The 14,020-nt window shown below is 74.8% G+C and carries 13 protein-coding genes; 3 read left to right on the top strand and 10 right to left on the bottom strand.

Features of this window, described 5'->3' with window-relative positions:
• Positions 1-17: 17 nt before the first annotated feature.
• Positions 18-629 carry an IS701 family transposase gene (locus tag KSE_RS39930; protein WP_014135550.1) on the bottom strand — a complete coding sequence of 204 codons (612 nt, stop codon included), beginning with the start codon at positions 627-629 and terminating at the stop codon, positions 18-20.
• A gap of 446 nt (positions 630-1,075) precedes the next feature.
• Complete coding sequence (locus KSE_RS11835; RefSeq protein ID WP_014135549.1) at positions 1,076-1,804, bottom strand: GntR family transcriptional regulator; 729 nt, start codon at positions 1,802-1,804, stop codon at positions 1,076-1,078.
• Between the two features lie 930 nt (positions 1,805-2,734).
• Here KSE_RS11835 and KSE_RS11830 point away from each other — a divergent pair.
• Positions 2,735-3,271: a glycine-rich domain-containing protein gene (locus tag KSE_RS11830; RefSeq protein ID WP_014135547.1), complete on the top strand. Its 537-nt coding sequence runs from the start codon at positions 2,735-2,737 to the stop codon at positions 3,269-3,271.
• A gap of 282 nt (positions 3,272-3,553) precedes the next feature.
• On the opposite strand, the gene KSE_RS44565 is transcribed toward KSE_RS11830, so the two are convergent.
• Entirely contained in the window at positions 3,554-3,757 is a 204-nt protein-coding gene (locus KSE_RS44565) for a GntR family transcriptional regulator (protein WP_014135546.1), read from the bottom strand.
• A 95-nt stretch (positions 3,758-3,852) separates the two neighbouring features.
• Here KSE_RS44565 and KSE_RS43240 point away from each other — a divergent pair, with 95 nt between their 5' ends.
• Positions 3,853-4,107, top strand: coding sequence for a hypothetical protein (locus KSE_RS43240; RefSeq protein ID WP_014135545.1), 255 nt, complete (start codon positions 3,853-3,855; stop codon positions 4,105-4,107).
• Between the two features lie 381 nt (positions 4,108-4,488).
• Here KSE_RS43240 and KSE_RS11820 read toward each other — a convergent pair whose 3' ends face one another.
• The 5 genes from KSE_RS11820 to KSE_RS11800 all read right to left on the bottom strand — a co-directional run bounded on the left by KSE_RS11820 (position 4,489) and on the right by KSE_RS11800 (position 10,434).
• The gene (locus KSE_RS11820; RefSeq protein WP_051055189.1) at positions 4,489-5,409 is read right to left on the bottom strand and encodes a hypothetical protein; all 921 of its coding nucleotides are present in this window, start codon (positions 5,407-5,409) and stop codon (positions 4,489-4,491) included.
• Between the two features lie 301 nt (positions 5,410-5,710).
• Positions 5,711-6,739, bottom strand: coding sequence for an N-acetylmuramoyl-L-alanine amidase (locus tag KSE_RS11815; RefSeq protein WP_014135543.1), 1,029 nt, complete (start codon positions 6,737-6,739; stop codon positions 5,711-5,713).
• A 7-nt stretch (positions 6,740-6,746) separates the two neighbouring features.
• A complete protein-coding gene (locus KSE_RS11810; RefSeq protein WP_014135542.1) occupies positions 6,747-8,075 on the bottom strand; it encodes a hypothetical protein in 1,329 nt (442 codons plus the stop codon).
• A gap of 240 nt (positions 8,076-8,315) precedes the next feature.
• Positions 8,316-8,981 carry a class I SAM-dependent methyltransferase gene (locus KSE_RS11805; protein ID WP_014135541.1) on the bottom strand — a complete coding sequence of 222 codons (666 nt, stop codon included), beginning with the start codon at positions 8,979-8,981 and terminating at the stop codon, positions 8,316-8,318.
• 121 nt (positions 8,982-9,102) lie between these two features.
• Positions 9,103-10,434, bottom strand: a complete 1,332-nt coding sequence (locus KSE_RS11800; RefSeq protein ID WP_014135540.1) for a M48 family metallopeptidase — start codon at positions 10,432-10,434, stop codon at positions 9,103-9,105.
• Positions 10,435-10,598: 164 nt separating this feature from the next.
• On the opposite strand from KSE_RS11800, the gene KSE_RS11795 reads away from it, so the two are divergent.
• Positions 10,599-11,678, top strand: a complete 1,080-nt coding sequence (locus KSE_RS11795) for a Zn-dependent alcohol dehydrogenase (protein WP_014135539.1) — start codon at positions 10,599-10,601, stop codon at positions 11,676-11,678.
• A 117-nt stretch (positions 11,679-11,795) separates the two neighbouring features.
• Here the strand turns inward: KSE_RS11795 and KSE_RS43360 are convergent, their stop codons facing one another.
• Entirely contained in the window at positions 11,796-11,948 is a 153-nt protein-coding gene (locus KSE_RS43360) for a hypothetical protein (protein ID WP_167544091.1), read from the bottom strand.
• A 222-nt stretch (positions 11,949-12,170) separates the two neighbouring features.
• On the bottom strand, positions 12,171-13,994 hold the full coding sequence (locus KSE_RS38325) for an alpha/beta fold hydrolase (RefSeq protein ID WP_014135537.1): 1,824 nt from the start codon (positions 13,992-13,994) through the stop codon (positions 12,171-12,173).
• Between the last annotated feature and the right edge of the window lie 26 nt (positions 13,995-14,020).

Raw genomic sequence — 14,020 nt, 5'->3', positions numbered from 1 at the left:
GCCGTAGATCGTGATCTTCATGTCGGGGACGCGGCTTGTCGCCGGTAGTGGCTGGTGCGGGACCGGACTTGATGGACGCGTCGCCAGTCGGACCAGCGCAGTCGGTGGGCTGCGTCGTGGACCGGCCGGACGATGAGCGTTATGAACAGGCGCTGGATCTCGTCGCAAGACAGCGGGACCAGCGACTCCGGGGCGGGGTTGTGCACGTGTTCGTCGGCGCGGACGACGGCGACCTGGGCGTTTTCGATCCTCCCGGCGGTGCCGGTGTACTGGCGCTGGACACCGACGGTGTGCGTGCCCTTCTTCACGTCCCCGGTCTCGTCGACCACCAGCACCGCGTCCTCGTCGTGCAGGTGCTCCAGCACGTACTCGCGCACGTCGGCGCGGACCCGGTCGGCATCCCACTCGGCCCGGCCGAGCAGGTGCTGCATGCCGCCTGGAGTGGCCTCCCCGGCCCACTCCGCGATGCTCCAGCAGTTCTTGTGCGGCAGGTCCGACAGCAGCCCCAAAACCAAGTCCCTCACCCGGCGCCGGGGTTCAACCTGTGCGAACCGGCCTGCTATCCGGGACATCAGGACCTCGAACGCCTCCTGCCAGCGGGCAGGGTCTGCGCTGTGACCTGCGGCCACCGCATGATCCTCAGTCTTCACACACCGATGATCAGCGGTGGCCGCCCCCGTTCCTCAGCCGGTCCCCCAGCAAGACCGCACTGTCCGGCTGGAGCACCAGGTCGCGCTGATACCAGGTGCCCCGACTGGTGCGAGGTGTTCAAGGACTCGCCCGCCGCAGAGGTGCAGGAGGCAAACCTCCGCTGCCGACAGGTGGTGTCCACCGAGTGGCGGCGAATCGTCTGGGACTGAACAACTGCCCCACCCTGCCCCCTCGCCGGGTGGCCAGGGTGGGGCCTTTTGCTGTTTCTGGAGCCTGTACGGGTGGTTCCGACCTGTCGCCCCCGTGCCGAGCCCGCCGATACCGCGCGTCCTGGCGGTCGAGTTGCTGAGGCTCGCCGCGCGGGGATGACGGAGCCCTGCCATCCGGGGTGTGAGCGACGGGGCTCCGTTGCATCGCGGCGTTCTCAGGGCGAGTACTCGTAGCCGATCGTGAATCGAGCCGGAAGGCATGCCTCTGTGTACTCGATCAGGCCCTCATCGTCCGACCAGCGATGCACAAGGGCGAGGATCGGACTGCCGACAGGAACCGCCAGCGCTGCCGCTTCACGCTGGTCAGCCTCTCGCGCATGCATGTCATCGCGGGCCGCCGTAATGGTCCGCCCAGTGGCTTCGAGGACCTTTGCCGTGATTCCGTCATTACGCCCGGGGGCTGTATTGAGCAAGTCCGGAACCAGCGCGGCGAAGTGGGCGGGGTACCACGACACCGCGAAGAGGGTCCGCGATCTGCCTCGGCCTGCGATGTACTCGCGTCGGATCAGTTGGGCCCCGTGTTCCAGATCGAACAGGTCGGCCACGTATAGCGGGGGAGTCACAAGGTCTGCGGCCGTTACGCGACTGGTTTCACCGTCCATCAGACTGGAACGCACGCGCTGGACCCGTTCGAGCCGGTCCCGACTGCTGGCTGTCACGCGGGGGTCGTCTGCAACGAAGGTTCCACGTGGGGACGTTCGAAGGTAGCCCTCCACCTGAAGGTGTTGCAGCGCGCGACTCACTGTCGCAACCGCGACGTTCCAGCGCCCGGAGATCTCCTTGTTGCTGGGGAGCTTGGAGCCGGGTTCAAGCTCGCCCGACAGGATGCGCTGCCGGTAGTGGTCCGCGATGACCGACCAGGTTTTCGAAGTCCCAGCAGACATGTGTCCTCACCGTCGCTCGCGGGGGCAAGTCCCCCTTGGAGTAGACTAGTTCACTCGAAACCGTTGCGGGAGAACTAGGCTGCTCAACATGCTGGACTAGTTCAGTGACTGGCCGTCACAAAGCGTGCGCGATTCGAGGCGGTGCCTTATGCATCTCACGGCTGATCAGCTCCGCCGACAGTGGCGGGACGCCGCACAGGCGGTCGGTCGTAGCCCGTTGTCCGACGACGACCCGAGGTTGAACGCGCAGGTCGGCGCGCGGCCCCTGGTCAGTCGGGATGCTTGCCGGTGCTCCCGGCCGAAGCGTCCGCACCGTTCGGAGCCTGCGGCGTGAACGGGCTGAGCCGGCGGGTCCTCGCGGACAGCGCCCTGGCGGTGGTGGTCGGTGCGGTGCCGGTCTCTCCGGTCGTTCTGGCGGCGCTCGACCCCGACCCGGTACGGCGTTGGGGACGGGTGTTCGTGGCGGTGGCCCTCTGCATGGTCGCGGTCGCGTTCGGGCCGGACTGGTACACCCGACGGCAGTACGTCCGGGGCCGACCGGGGCGGGGCCCGTCCAAGCCGCCGACGACCGCGACAGCCACGACGACGGCTACAGCGCGAAGGGCTCGATCCAGTCGGCCGGCCGGAGCAACCAGAAGGCGGCCGAGTTCGAACGCAAGGGCCGGTGATCCCGGCAGTCGGACTGGCAACACGCAGACCCCGCCCGGTTTCCCCGAGCGGTGCCGAAACCCGGGTCGCTGGGGTGCGCCCGAGTTCGGCAACTCCCGTCCCGGCGGACGGAAAGGGAACACCGCCGGGGCGGGTCGGCACAGCCCCGGTCCGGCCGTCATCCGTGGCAGGTCATCGGCCGGACCGGGGGTTCCCGCAACACCGCACGGCCCGGACGTCAACAGGCGTTCGGAAACCGCACGTTGTGAAGGAGACACCAGTATGAGCACTCCGACCGAGCGTCCGCCGGGCGACACCGGCCCCGGGCTCTTCCCCGACAGCAACCCGCGCAACCTGCTGCCCGCCGCGACGTACGACAGCGTGGTGGGCACCGTGCTGGACAGCAACCCCGGCATGGACGTGGAAACAGCCCGCCGGATCACTGGCGAGGGCATCAAGTTCACCGTCACGGCCGCGATGAACCCGGGGCTCCCGATGGCCCCGAGCCGGACCGTGGACGAGGGGTGGCACGCCCTGATCCTGCACACTGCCCCGTACGCCGCCCTGTGCGCGCAGTTCGGGGAGTTCGTCCACCACTACCCGGGGTACGACCCGGACAACCACGACCCGGACGTGATGAACAGGACCGTGCGGGCCATCGGCGCGGCCGGGTTCGAGGTGGACACGGGCCTCTGGCGGGCTCCGACGGATGCCGGCCTGGTGTCCGTGGCGGCGAACTGCGCGCACTCGCCATGCAACAACACCCCGATCCAGCCCATGCCGACCCCGCAGCCGCTCCCCTCGCCGCGGAAGGACTGACCACCTGCCGCCGGTGCCGACGGTCGGTATCCTCCGGCAGGAGAAGGAGGTACACCCGTGAACGAGTGGACTGACCCTCGGTACGCCGAGGTGGTTGAGCACTTCCGGGGCCTTCCGGTACCGACGGCCAGTGAGCCGGCGGACCCGGAACTGCCCATCGCCCCGTTGGTGGGCGGCACCCCTGCCCGAGGGTTCGTGTTGTACCGCCCCGACCCGGCATAGGCACGTTCCGGCCCCGTCCGCACGAGCAGTGGCGGACGGGGCCCTTGCCGGTCCGTGCCTCTACTCTTTGGGCGACTGCCCGGCGACGAGCGTCCCTCGCGGGTGGTGCACCGACACCCATCCTTGCTGTTCGAGGAGGGCGACGGCCTGGCGGACGGTCGGGCGGGACAGGCCGTAGTGATCGGCCAGCGTCTCCAAGGGGTCGATCCGGCGGCGCGGTGCCCAGCCTCCCCGCCTGATCCGAGCCCGAGGAATGCCCGCCAACTGCTCGTACAGAGCTTCCGGCGCCCGCGCCTGTACGGGTCTGCGGGTGGCACCGGCCGATCCACCTGCACCACCTGACCCGCACCATGCCGCCCATGCCCCTCCCGTTCCGGGTCGGCGGATGGGTCGAGCAGGGGGAGCAGACCCCCGCGACCGAACAGCGCGCGATCCGCGCCGAGCGGGCCGAGCAGCAGCAGACAGCCTGGCTCCGCCGAAAGGCCGACGCGGAGAAGCGCCGCGATACCCCCGCCGCTCGGCGACGCCGCCGTGTCGCCATGTTCGCCGCGGTGGCGGACCTGCCGGACGTGGCCGAGTCCGAGACGGACATGCGAGAGGCGATGGCGGTATGAGCGACACGACCAGCACCCCCGAGGACAGCGACCCCCGAGCCTGCTGCCTGTGCGGTGCTACGGGCCCTGACGAGGCCCCTGCGGGCACCGGAGGACGGCTGAGCGGCCCGCAGTCACCTACTGGTCTGCCCCGACTGCAAGCCCACCGTGGCCCGTATCTGCGGCTCGTAGCAGCACCTGAGAGGCCCCGTCCGGAACCGTCCGGGCGGGGCTTCTTTGCTGTTCAGGAACGGGCAGCCCATTAGTGCGAAGGGTGTATGGTCCACCCCCGCGCGGCCTGTCGGGGCGTGGGATGTGTCGGCGCGCGGTGAAGGTGAGGGGGGAAGCGGAAAGGCCCGCCCCGGGGAGGGGCGGGCCTTTCGCGGGTGGCGGGGCGGGGTGTCAGCCGCGCTGGATGCCGTTGGTGTCGTTCAGGATGCCGTGGGTGCCGTCGGGGAGCTGGGCGACCAGGGCGGTGCCGCGCTGGTCGACGGCGAGGTACCAGGTGCCGGGGACGAGCTCGCCGACCGGCGGGGCGGCCGGGTTGTCCTTGTTGCCGAGCTGGCGGACGGCCGGGACGGCGAACCAGAACGGCGAGAACGGGGCAGCGGACTGGGCCGGGACCTGGTCCTGGATGGCGGGCTGGACCGCGGTCGGCAGCGGGGCGGCGGCCGCGGCGGCCGCGGACGGCGCCGGGGCCTGCTGCTGGGCGGCCTGCGGGTAGCCGTAGCCGCCCGCGGCCGGCTGCGGCTGCTGCTGCTGCTGCTGGCCGAACGGCTGCTGCTGCTGGCCGGGGACGCCCTGCTCGGGCTGCGGCTGGCCGGGGAACGGCTGCTGCTGGGTGCCCGGGTAGCCGTAGGCACCGGGGGCGGCCTGCTGCTGCGCGCCGTACGCCGGGTACTGCTGCTGGCCGACGGCCGGGCCGGCCGCGGCGAGCGGGGCGTTCAGGGCGGGCAGGGCCGAACCGGCGATGACGACGCCGCCCATGACGAGCAGCGAGATCAGGGCGAGCCAGGCGCCGATGCCGATCTTCAGGGCGTCCGGGCCGCCACCGAGCGACCACAGGACGTCCCACACGGCGATGACGACCGCGGCGGTGCCCCACTGGTCCAGGCGGAGACCGACGATCTCCTTGGTGCCCAGGGTCGCCTTCTGGAAGCGGAAGAGCAGGATCAGCACGGCACCGATGATGCCGAGCAGGTAGACCGACTGGAGGACCGGGAAGAAGTCCGACTCCCAGGCGTTGGCGGACGAGTCGACGTTGCCGCAGAACGAGCCGCAGTCGATCTTCCGGTAGGGCAGGAAGGACGAAATCAGGAGCAATACGGCCGCACCGGCGACGGCGGCGTCTCCCCTGGTGAGAGCGCGCAGATTCACTGACGTTCCCCTCATTGGTGTAGTCGTGGTCGGCGGGCGGTTGACCGGGCCCCCGTGGTACCGGGTCGGTACGACGGGGCAAAAGCCTAGAGCCAAGCCGCCGCCGCGTGCACGGCACCCTCCGGATCCGCACCGAATCGGTACGCGGGGAGGGCGCCGGGGATCAGGGTGGAGCGGGATGGGAACGGGTTGGAGCGGGGTGGAGCAGGGGGTCCGACGGGGTCGGGGCGGGGGCGTGCCGGACGGCTCACCCGGTGAGATAGCTGGTCAGGGCGTCGGCGAGGGCCTGCGCGGCGCGCTGGCGCCACTGCGGGTCGGACATCCGCTGGGCGTCGCCCGCGTTGCGCATGTTCCCGCACTCGATGAAGACCTTCGGCACCTTCGACAGGTTCAGGCCGCCCAGGTCGCTCCGGGTGTCCAGGCCCTGCCGGCCGATGTAGCTCGCGAACGGCTCGCCGGTGCCGGCCTTGAAGGTGTCGCGCAGCAGCAGGCCCAGCCGCTGCGAGGGCTCGACGATCGCGGAGGTGTCGGCCGGGCCGGCCGCCACCCGGGCGGGCATGATCACGTGGAAGCCGCTGCCGGAGGCCGGCGCGCCGTCCGCGTGCACCGAGACCGCGGCGTCCGCCTTCGCCTCGTTGCCGATCCGGGCGCGCTCGTCGATGCACGGCCCCCAGGCCCGGTCGCCGTTCTGGGTGAGGACCACGGTGGCGCCCCGGTCCGTCAGGATCCGCTCGGCCCGGTGCACCACGTCCAGGGTGAACTCGGCCTCCGGGTAGCCCGCGTCGGTCGAGGTGCCGGTGGTGTCGCACTCCTTGTGGCTGTTGCCGATGTCGACCTTCCGGTTGATCTCGGCGGTGTGCTTGGCGTTGCCCGTGTTGTGGCCCGGGTCGAGCAGCACCGTCCGGCCCGCCAGCGGCCGGTCCGTCCCGCCCGGCGCGGCCGCCGCCGACGGGGACGGCGCGGCGGCGGACGGGGCCGCGGCGGGCCCGGTCGGATCCGCCGAGTCCGGCGAGGTCGCGGCCCGGGCGTCGTCCCCGCCGTCGCCGACCCGGTCGCCCTCCGCGTAGCTCGGCGCCTGCCGGGCGGACGCGTGCGAGCTGACGTCCCGCGCGCTGTTGGCCACGGCCTGCCAGCCCAGCCAGCCGATCAGGCAGACCGGCAGCACCACGGCCGCCGCCTTCACGGCGGGCCGCCAGGCGGCGGCCCGCCGCGCCGGCTCGGCGTACGGGTCCTGGTCGTCGGGGTCGACGCGGTACGGGGTGGTACGGCCAGTCACGTGTTCCTCAGATCCTGTCCCCGGTACGGGTGGTCAGCCCGTAGCTCTGGGCGATCGGCTTCCACTTCGCCGCGAAGTCCTGCTTCGCCTGGGTGGCCTTCGGGTTGAGGTCGTTGGCCCGGGCCAGGTCCGCGGTGCCCGGCACCTGGTTGTTCGCGCCGCAGCCCTTCTCCGAGACGGTCCGCGCCCAGGCGGCGTACGCCCGGTCGATGTCCGCCGATGTCTGCCAGGCCGTCTTCAGTGCGGAGACCGCCTCGTCGCCGCCCGGCAGACTGTCCGTCTTCAGGCCGGCCAGCTTGGTCAGCAGCGTGTCGCGCTGCTGGGCGCCGGTGTCGAAGACCTGCGCGGCGCTGTCGACCTCGGCCTTCGCCGGGCAGCTGCGCACCTTCGCCACCGCGTTGCCGATCGGCGCCTTCGCGCTCTCGCCCTCGCTCAGCAGCGCGTCCAGCGCCTTCGCCTGCGCCTGCGCCTCCGGGCCCGCCGACGGCGACGCGGACGCCGACGCCGAGGCCGAGGCCGACGGCGAAGCGGGCGCCGACGGGGACGGCGAACCGCCCTGGCCGCCCACGGCGCTGCCCGCGCTCGGCTGCGCGGTCGGCGCGGAGCCGCCGCCGCCCTTCGCGGTCGCGCCGTCCGTCGAGTCGCTGTTCTGCACGGCCCACACCACGGCCCCGCCGATCACCAGCAGCAGCACCGCGGCCGCGCCGATCAGCAGCGGGGTGCGGCGGCGGCGCGGGTCCTCGTCGTAGTCGAACTCCGGCTCCTGGTAGCTGTTGTAGCCGCCCGGCGCGTTGGTGAACTGCTGCTGGCCGCCGAAGCTCGGCTGCGGCGGCTGTGGCGGCTGGAACTGCTGCTGGCCGCCGAAGGTCTGTTGCGGCGGCTGGAACTGCTGCTGCCCGCCGAAGCTCGGCTGCGGCGGGGGCGGCGCAAAGCCCGGCTGCCCGCCGCCGAAGCTCGGCTGCGACTGCTGCGGTGGCTGGAACTGCTGCTGGCCGCCGAAGGTCTGTTGCGGCGGCTGGAACTGCTGCTGCCCGCCGAAGCTCGGCTGCGGCGGGGGCGGCGCAAAGCCCGGCTGCTGGGCCTGCTGGGCCTGCTGGGGCAGCGGTGGCTGCTGCTGTTGCTGCGGCGGGAACGGCGTGGCGGCCGGCGGCGGCACCGGGGCGGGCGCGGGCACCGGGGCGGGCGTCACGGCCTGGATCGGCGGCAGCGGGATCGCCGTGGTGGGCGGGCCCGCCGCGGCGGGGTCGTCCGCCACCGGCCGGCGGACCCAGCCGCCCGCGCCGTTGTTCGCGGTCGGGTCCCAGACGGCCCTCGCCGTACTGCCCTGTTCCGTCATGCCCTGTCCTCGCCCCCAACTGACCGGTGCCCTGCTTCGAACGGCGGCTCCCCGTCCGGACCGTTCGTCGTCTGCCGCCGCCACCGTACCGGCCGCCGGTACGGGCGGTCACGGCGGATCGGCAACGCGTCGCGGAGGGGACGACGCGGCAGCGCCGGTGATCGTTCCCGCCGCGGGGCGGGAATTCCGGGCCCGGACGGCCGCCCGGCGCCGCGCGGCAGGTCAGCGGGGGAGCGGCCGTCAGGCCGCGGCGCGGCGGCGCAGCACCCGGAGCGAACCCGTCGCCGAGAGCTCCTCGAAGCCCTCCGCGAGCGCCCGCAGGTACACCCGGTACGGGGCCTGGCCGCCGTCCGCCGGGTCCGGGAAGACGTCGTGCACCACCAGCAGGCCGGCCGCGGCCAGGTGCGGCACCCAGCCCTCGTAGTCGCCGGTGGCGTGCTCGTCGGTGTGCCCGCCGTCCACGAACACCAGCGCCAGCGGCCCCCGCCACACCGCCGCGACCTGCGGCGACCGGCCGACCAGCGCGATCACGTGCTGCTCCAGGCCGGCCGCGTGCAGGGTGCGGCGGAAGCGCGGCAGGGTGTCCATCAGACCGACCTCCGGGTCGACCAGCGACGGGTCGTGGTACTCCCAGCCGGGCTGCTGCTCCTCGGAGCCGCGGTGGTGGTCGACGGTCAGCGCGACCGTCCCGGCCCGCCGGGCCGCGTCCGCCAGCAGGACCGCCGAACGCCCGCAGTAGGTGCCGATCTCCAGCAGCGGCAGCCCGGTCCGCCCGGCCGCGTCGAGCGCCGCCGCGTACAGCGCCAGGCCCTCGTCCTCGGGCATGAACCCGGTGGCGGCCCGGAACGCGGCCAGCACCCGCTCGGACGGCGGCCCGGACGGGACGGCGGGGGTGGGGTCGGACATCGGGCGCTCCTGCCGGGCCGGGGGTGACTGCCCAGGACCCTACTGGATGGTAGCGAGCGCCCGGCCGCCGGTCGGAGCGGCCGGGCGGCCGGGCGGCCGGTCAGAGCAGCCGGGCGGCCGGTCAGAGCAGCCGGGCGGCGATCCGGGCCCGGTGCGGGGCCAGCTCGGCCTCGATCGCGGCGGCCTGCCCGGCGTCCAGCACCAGCGGGTGCCGGTCGGCCGGCGGCGGGGCGGTGGCCAGCATCCGCAGCCGCAGGTAGGTCGGCGGGTGCGACACGTCGACCGACGACACCTCCCGCTCGGAGACCCGGATCCGGCGCTCCACCTCGGTGGCCGGCACCGAGCGGGCCGCCTCGGCCAGCGACTCCCACAGGCCCGGCTCCGCCGCGGCGGCCGCCCGCCCGGCCCGGCCGCCCCCGCGCCGGGCCGGCAGCGCCCGCTGCCGGACCAGCACCGTCTCCAGCGTCGCCTCGTTGAACAGCGCCACCAGCATGCCCCGGGCGTCCGCGGCCGAGGTCAGCCGGGCCGCCATCCCGTCCGCCCGGTACTCGGCGGCCTGCCCGCTGCGCATGTGCAGCCGGTACATCAGCCCGGTCAGCGCCCGCACCCCGAGGTGCAGCAGGCCCAGCACCAGATTGGCGACGAACGAGGCGATCGCCACCACGAAGTTGCCGTGCACCTCGTTGTCGCGGCCCGGCCGGGTCAGGTACCGCCACTCGGCCAGCGCCCCCACCGCCGCCCCCGTCCACAGGCCGCGCCGGCTGTCGCCGTTCACGCAGTGCCCGAGCTCGTGGCCGAGCAGCGCGACCCGCTGCTGCCGCTCCAGCACCGTCCACAGCGGCAGGCCGATCACCAGCTGCCGGTGGCGGCGCAGCCCGAGCACCCCGAACGAGGCGTTGAAGTCGCCGTCCACCACGATCGAGTCCACCTTCGGCGCGCCCAGCTCCGCCGCGACCCGGTCCACCAGGCCGTACAGCGCCGGGGCGTCCTGCCGCGACAGCCTCCCCGTCCGCTTCGGCCGGCCCAGCCGCGGCCGCAGCAGCACCGCCACCACCAGCGCGACCACCCCCAGCGCCCGCAGCGGCCAGCTCGCCACCGGCCACCCCGCGAGCAGCGCCGCCCCGGTCAGCAGCACCACCAGCGACACCAGGTGCACCAGGCCCGCCAGCAGGAACGCGCCCACCGCCGCGCCGTGCCGCAGCGCCGACTCGCCCGACGCCACCAGCCCGAACACCTGCTCCGTCCGGGCCCTGGTCTCCCGGCGCAGCCGCTCCTCCCGCCGCTCGGCCCGGCGCCTGGCCCGGGCCGGCAGACCCGCCGGGGGCGGCACGGGCGGCAGCAGGTTCCACTCGCAGGACGGGCACCAGGTCGGAAAACGCTCGTGGGCGGCCACCCGGCCGCCGCACTCGGGGCAGCGCTCGGCGACGGCCGCAGGGGTATCGATGTCGGACACGGCGGCGGATGATTCCACTACCGGCGGCCCGCCGGTAGTGCCTCCCGGTCGGCGGACAGCCGGTGCGCCGGCCGGACGGCGGGCTGTACAACGGAGGGCGGACGGTCCGCCGAGGAACCGATCCCTCCACTCCCCACCCCGCCCACACACCCCGGGAGCAGCCCGTGCGCGCAGCGATCCTGCGACAGACCGGACAGGACACCCTGGACGTCCGCGACGACGTCGAGGCGGTCGGCTTCGGCCCCGACCGGGTCAGGGTCCGGATCCGGGCCGCCAGCCTCTGCCACTCCGACCTCTCCGCGATGGCCGGGATCCTGCCGCAGCCCGCCCCGTTCGTCCCCGGCCACGAAGGCGCCGGCGAGATCACCGAGGTCGGCGAGGCCGTCCGCGGCCTCGCCCCCGGCGACCGGGTGGTGCTCTGCTGGATGCCCCCCTGCGGCCACTGCCCCGCCTGCCGGGCCGGCCGCACCCACCTGTGCACCGCCTCGCTGCGCCGCCTCACCACCCCGGCCTTCCGGATCGGCGGCGACACCGACGCGTACGGCTTCTACAGCACCGGCGCGTTCGCCGAGGAGGTCGTGGTCGCCGCCGACAGCGTCATCCCGGTCCCCGCCGACCTGCCCTACGAACTCGCCGCGCTGATCGGCTGCGGCGTCACCACCGGACTCGGCGCGGTCGTCAACACCGCGCGGGTGGAGGCCGGTTCGACCGTCGCCGTGCTCGGCGCGGGCGGCGTCGGCATCGCCGCCGTCCAGGGCGCCCGGATCAGCGGCGCCGCCCGGATCACCGTCGTCGACCCCGTCCCGTCCCGCCGCGAACGCGCCCTCGCCTTCGGCGCCACCGACACCCTCGCCCCCGACGAACTCAAGCGCACCGCGAGGCGGTTGCCCGCCGGCGGCTACGACCACGTGATCGAGGCCGTCGGCCGCGCCGCGACCGTCCGGGCCGGCTACGACGCGGCCCGCCGCGGCGGCGCCGTCACGGTGATCGGCGCCGGCGCGGGCGACGACAAGGTCTCCTTCGACATGGGCGAGCTCTTCTTCAACGAGAAGCGCCTGCTGCCCTCGCTGTACGGCGGCGGCGACGTCCGCCGCACCGTCGACCTCGCCGTCGACCTCTGGCGCGCCGGACGGCTCGACCTGGCCGGCATGATCACCCACCGGCTGCCGCTGGACGGCGTCAACGAGGCGATCGCCCAGATGCGCGCCGGCGAGGCGCTGCGCACCGTCCTGCTCACCGACTGACGGGCGCCGCAAGGCCGTCGAACGGCCGACGCCCCCGGCGCTCCGGTCAGGACGGTGACCGGAACCGGGGGCGTCGACGGTGCGGTGGTGGTCTCTGCTACCCCCGCGACGAGGCGCTCAGCGGCGGTGGCGGCCGTGCGGGTCCGCCTCCGGGGCGTCGTCGCCGGCGTTCCCGCCCCGGTGCCGCCCGTGCGCCCCGGCGTCGGTGCTCTCGTCGGCGCCCGGCGTGCGGTGGTCGTGCTCGGTCGTGTCGTCGATGGACTCGGACATCAGGTCAGTCTTCTCCGTGCGGATGATGGCGGTCTGCGGTCGGTGCCGCCGAAGGGACTCCGGGCAGCACGCAACCGGCCGTCCTCGCGGCGGCCCGTACGGGACGCACGACAACGGCCGAATCGCTCCGGAGCCTACCGAAACCGCCCCCGCCCGCGCGGCCGGGCGCACCAGACGGCGGGGGAGCGGGGGTTGGAGCGGGGGCCCGAGCGGGGGCCGGGCTCACGCCGGGCGGCCGGTGCGGAGGAAAGTGGCGAGGAGCTCGTGCAGGACGGCGGAGCCGTGTTCGGCCAGCAGGTCGTGGCCCGCGCCGGCGGCCTCGACGTAGTGGAAGTCGGTGCCCTCGGCGCGGCCGTGGCGCAGGAGTTCGCCGCGCAGCGCGCGGGACTGGCCGACCGGGACGACGTCGTCCCGGTCGCCGTGCAGGACCAGCAGCGGCGCGGCCAGCCGGGGCACCAGCGGGAGGACGTCCCGGGGGCCGAGGGCGTCGTCCAGCGGGCGGTCGCCGCCCAGCCGCGCGGTCAGCGCCCGGACGGGCGCGGCCGCGTCGGCCAGCAGCCGGGGGCCGGAGAGGAACGGGGCGACCACCGCGCAGCGGGCCACCGAGCCGGCCGGGGCGTGCGCGGTGGCCAGCAGGGCGAGGAACGCGCCGTAGCTCACCCCGAACAGGGCCGGGGCCGGCAGGCCCAGCGCGGCCCGCCGCCCCGCGACCCCGGCCAGCACGGCGAGCACGTCCGCCAGGTCGGGCCCGCCCCACGCGCCGTGGACCGCCGCCGCGTACGGGGCGCCGTAGCCCGTCGAGCCGCGCTGGTTCGGGGCGAGCACCGCCAGGCCGTCCGCCGCCATCCGCTGCAGCACCGGGTCGAACTCCAGCCGCCAGGCGTCCGCCGGGCCGCCGTGCAGCGCCAGCACCAGCCGCGGGGCGGTCAGCCAGGAGTCGCCGCCGTACACCACGGCCTCGATCGGCCCGGCCGGGCCGGCCAGCTCCACGCACCGCGCGGAGTGCCAGCGGCCGCCGTCGCCGGGCGGCGCCGACCCGTCCAGCCGCCAGCCCGCCGAGGGCCCGGCCGGGTCCGCGAGCAGCGCCGGCACGTCCAGGGTGGCCAGCGCGGCCGGGTGGTCCGGCGCCGAGTACGGCATCCGCAGGCCCGCCGCCGACCAGTGGCCGACCGCGCCCAGCCGGCCCGGCGGCACCGGCAGCGGGCGCAGCCGCTTCTCGCCCGCCCGCCACAGCACCAGCGCGGACGCCGCGCCGTGGTCCACCTGCAGCACCACCTGCGGCTCCGACTCCGGCCCGGGCCCCGGCGCCGCCGCGATCGGCCGCAGCAGCCGCCCCGGCTGGTGCAGGCAGTCCGGGAACCGGGCCGGAGTCGGGCCGCCGACCAGCGCCCAGCCGAGCCGGTCCACGCCCGGCGCGTCGCTGCGCAGCATGCCGAAACCGGTCGCCGGGTCGAACAGCACCAGCCGGTCGTTGCTGCGCTCGCCCAGCTCCAACAGCGGTGTGGAGGTGCCCAGTTCGAGGTCCAGCACGACCGTCCGGAGCACCCCGCCGAGCAGCCGGTCCAGGGCCAGCAGCCGCCCCGCCCGGTCCAGCCACACCCCGCCGCCGTACACCCCGGGCAGCTCCGCGACGGCCCCCGCCGCCGCGCCGTCCGCCGTCAGCCGCCACACCGTGGTCACCGGCCGGGCGTCCGTCCCCAGCAGCACCGCGGCGGGCTCCCGGCCCGGCAGCCCGAGCATCCGCAGCCCCGCCGCCCGCAGCCCGGCCAGCGGCGCCTCCGGCTCCCCGGCGGCCAGCAGCACCACCCTGTGCCGCTCCCCGTCCGTGCGGCACACCAGCACCCGGCCGTCCGGCAGCGCGAGCGGCCGGGCCCGCAGGTCCTCCGCGGCCGCGGCCGGCAGCCCGACCGGCACGGCCGGCCCCGCGTCCGGCAGCCGCCAGCCCTCCGCGAACCACCCGCCGTCCGCCCGCGCGGCCAGGCACGCGGCGTGCGAGCCGTCGCCGGCGAACGTGAAACCGACCCGCCGTAGGGGCTGCGCGTCCATCGGAGACCTTTCGGCACACGGGGGAG

The organism is Kitasatospora setae KM-6054, assembly GCF_000269985.1.
GTDB classification, from domain to species: Bacteria; Actinomycetota; Actinomycetes; order Streptomycetales; family Streptomycetaceae; genus Kitasatospora; species Kitasatospora setae.
Note: the sequence above shows the minus strand (reverse complement) of the source record. Positions and strands in the feature narration are given on the sequence as shown.

Excerpts from the sequence above, each read along its gene's own strand:
- KSE_RS11835 (WP_014135549.1), bottom strand. The coding sequence starts at position 1,804 with ATGTCTGCTGGGACTTCGAAAACCTGGTCGGTCATCGCGGACCACTAC.
- KSE_RS11830 (WP_014135547.1), top strand. The coding sequence starts at position 2,735 with ATGAGCACTCCGACCGAGCGTCCGCCGGGCGACACCGGCCCCGGGCTC.
- KSE_RS43240 (WP_014135545.1), top strand. The coding sequence starts at position 3,853 with ATGCCCCTCCCGTTCCGGGTCGGCGGATGGGTCGAGCAGGGGGAGCAG.
- KSE_RS11810 (WP_014135542.1), bottom strand. The coding sequence starts at position 8,075 with ATGACGGAACAGGGCAGTACGGCGAGGGCCGTCTGGGACCCGACCGCG.
- KSE_RS11805 (WP_014135541.1), bottom strand. The coding sequence starts at position 8,981 with ATGTCCGACCCCACCCCCGCCGTCCCGTCCGGGCCGCCGTCCGAGCGG.
- KSE_RS43360 (WP_167544091.1), bottom strand. The coding sequence starts at position 11,948 with ATGTCCGAGTCCATCGACGACACGACCGAGCACGACCACCGCACGCCG.
- KSE_RS38325 (WP_014135537.1), bottom strand. The coding sequence starts at position 13,994 with ATGGACGCGCAGCCCCTACGGCGGGTCGGTTTCACGTTCGCCGGCGAC.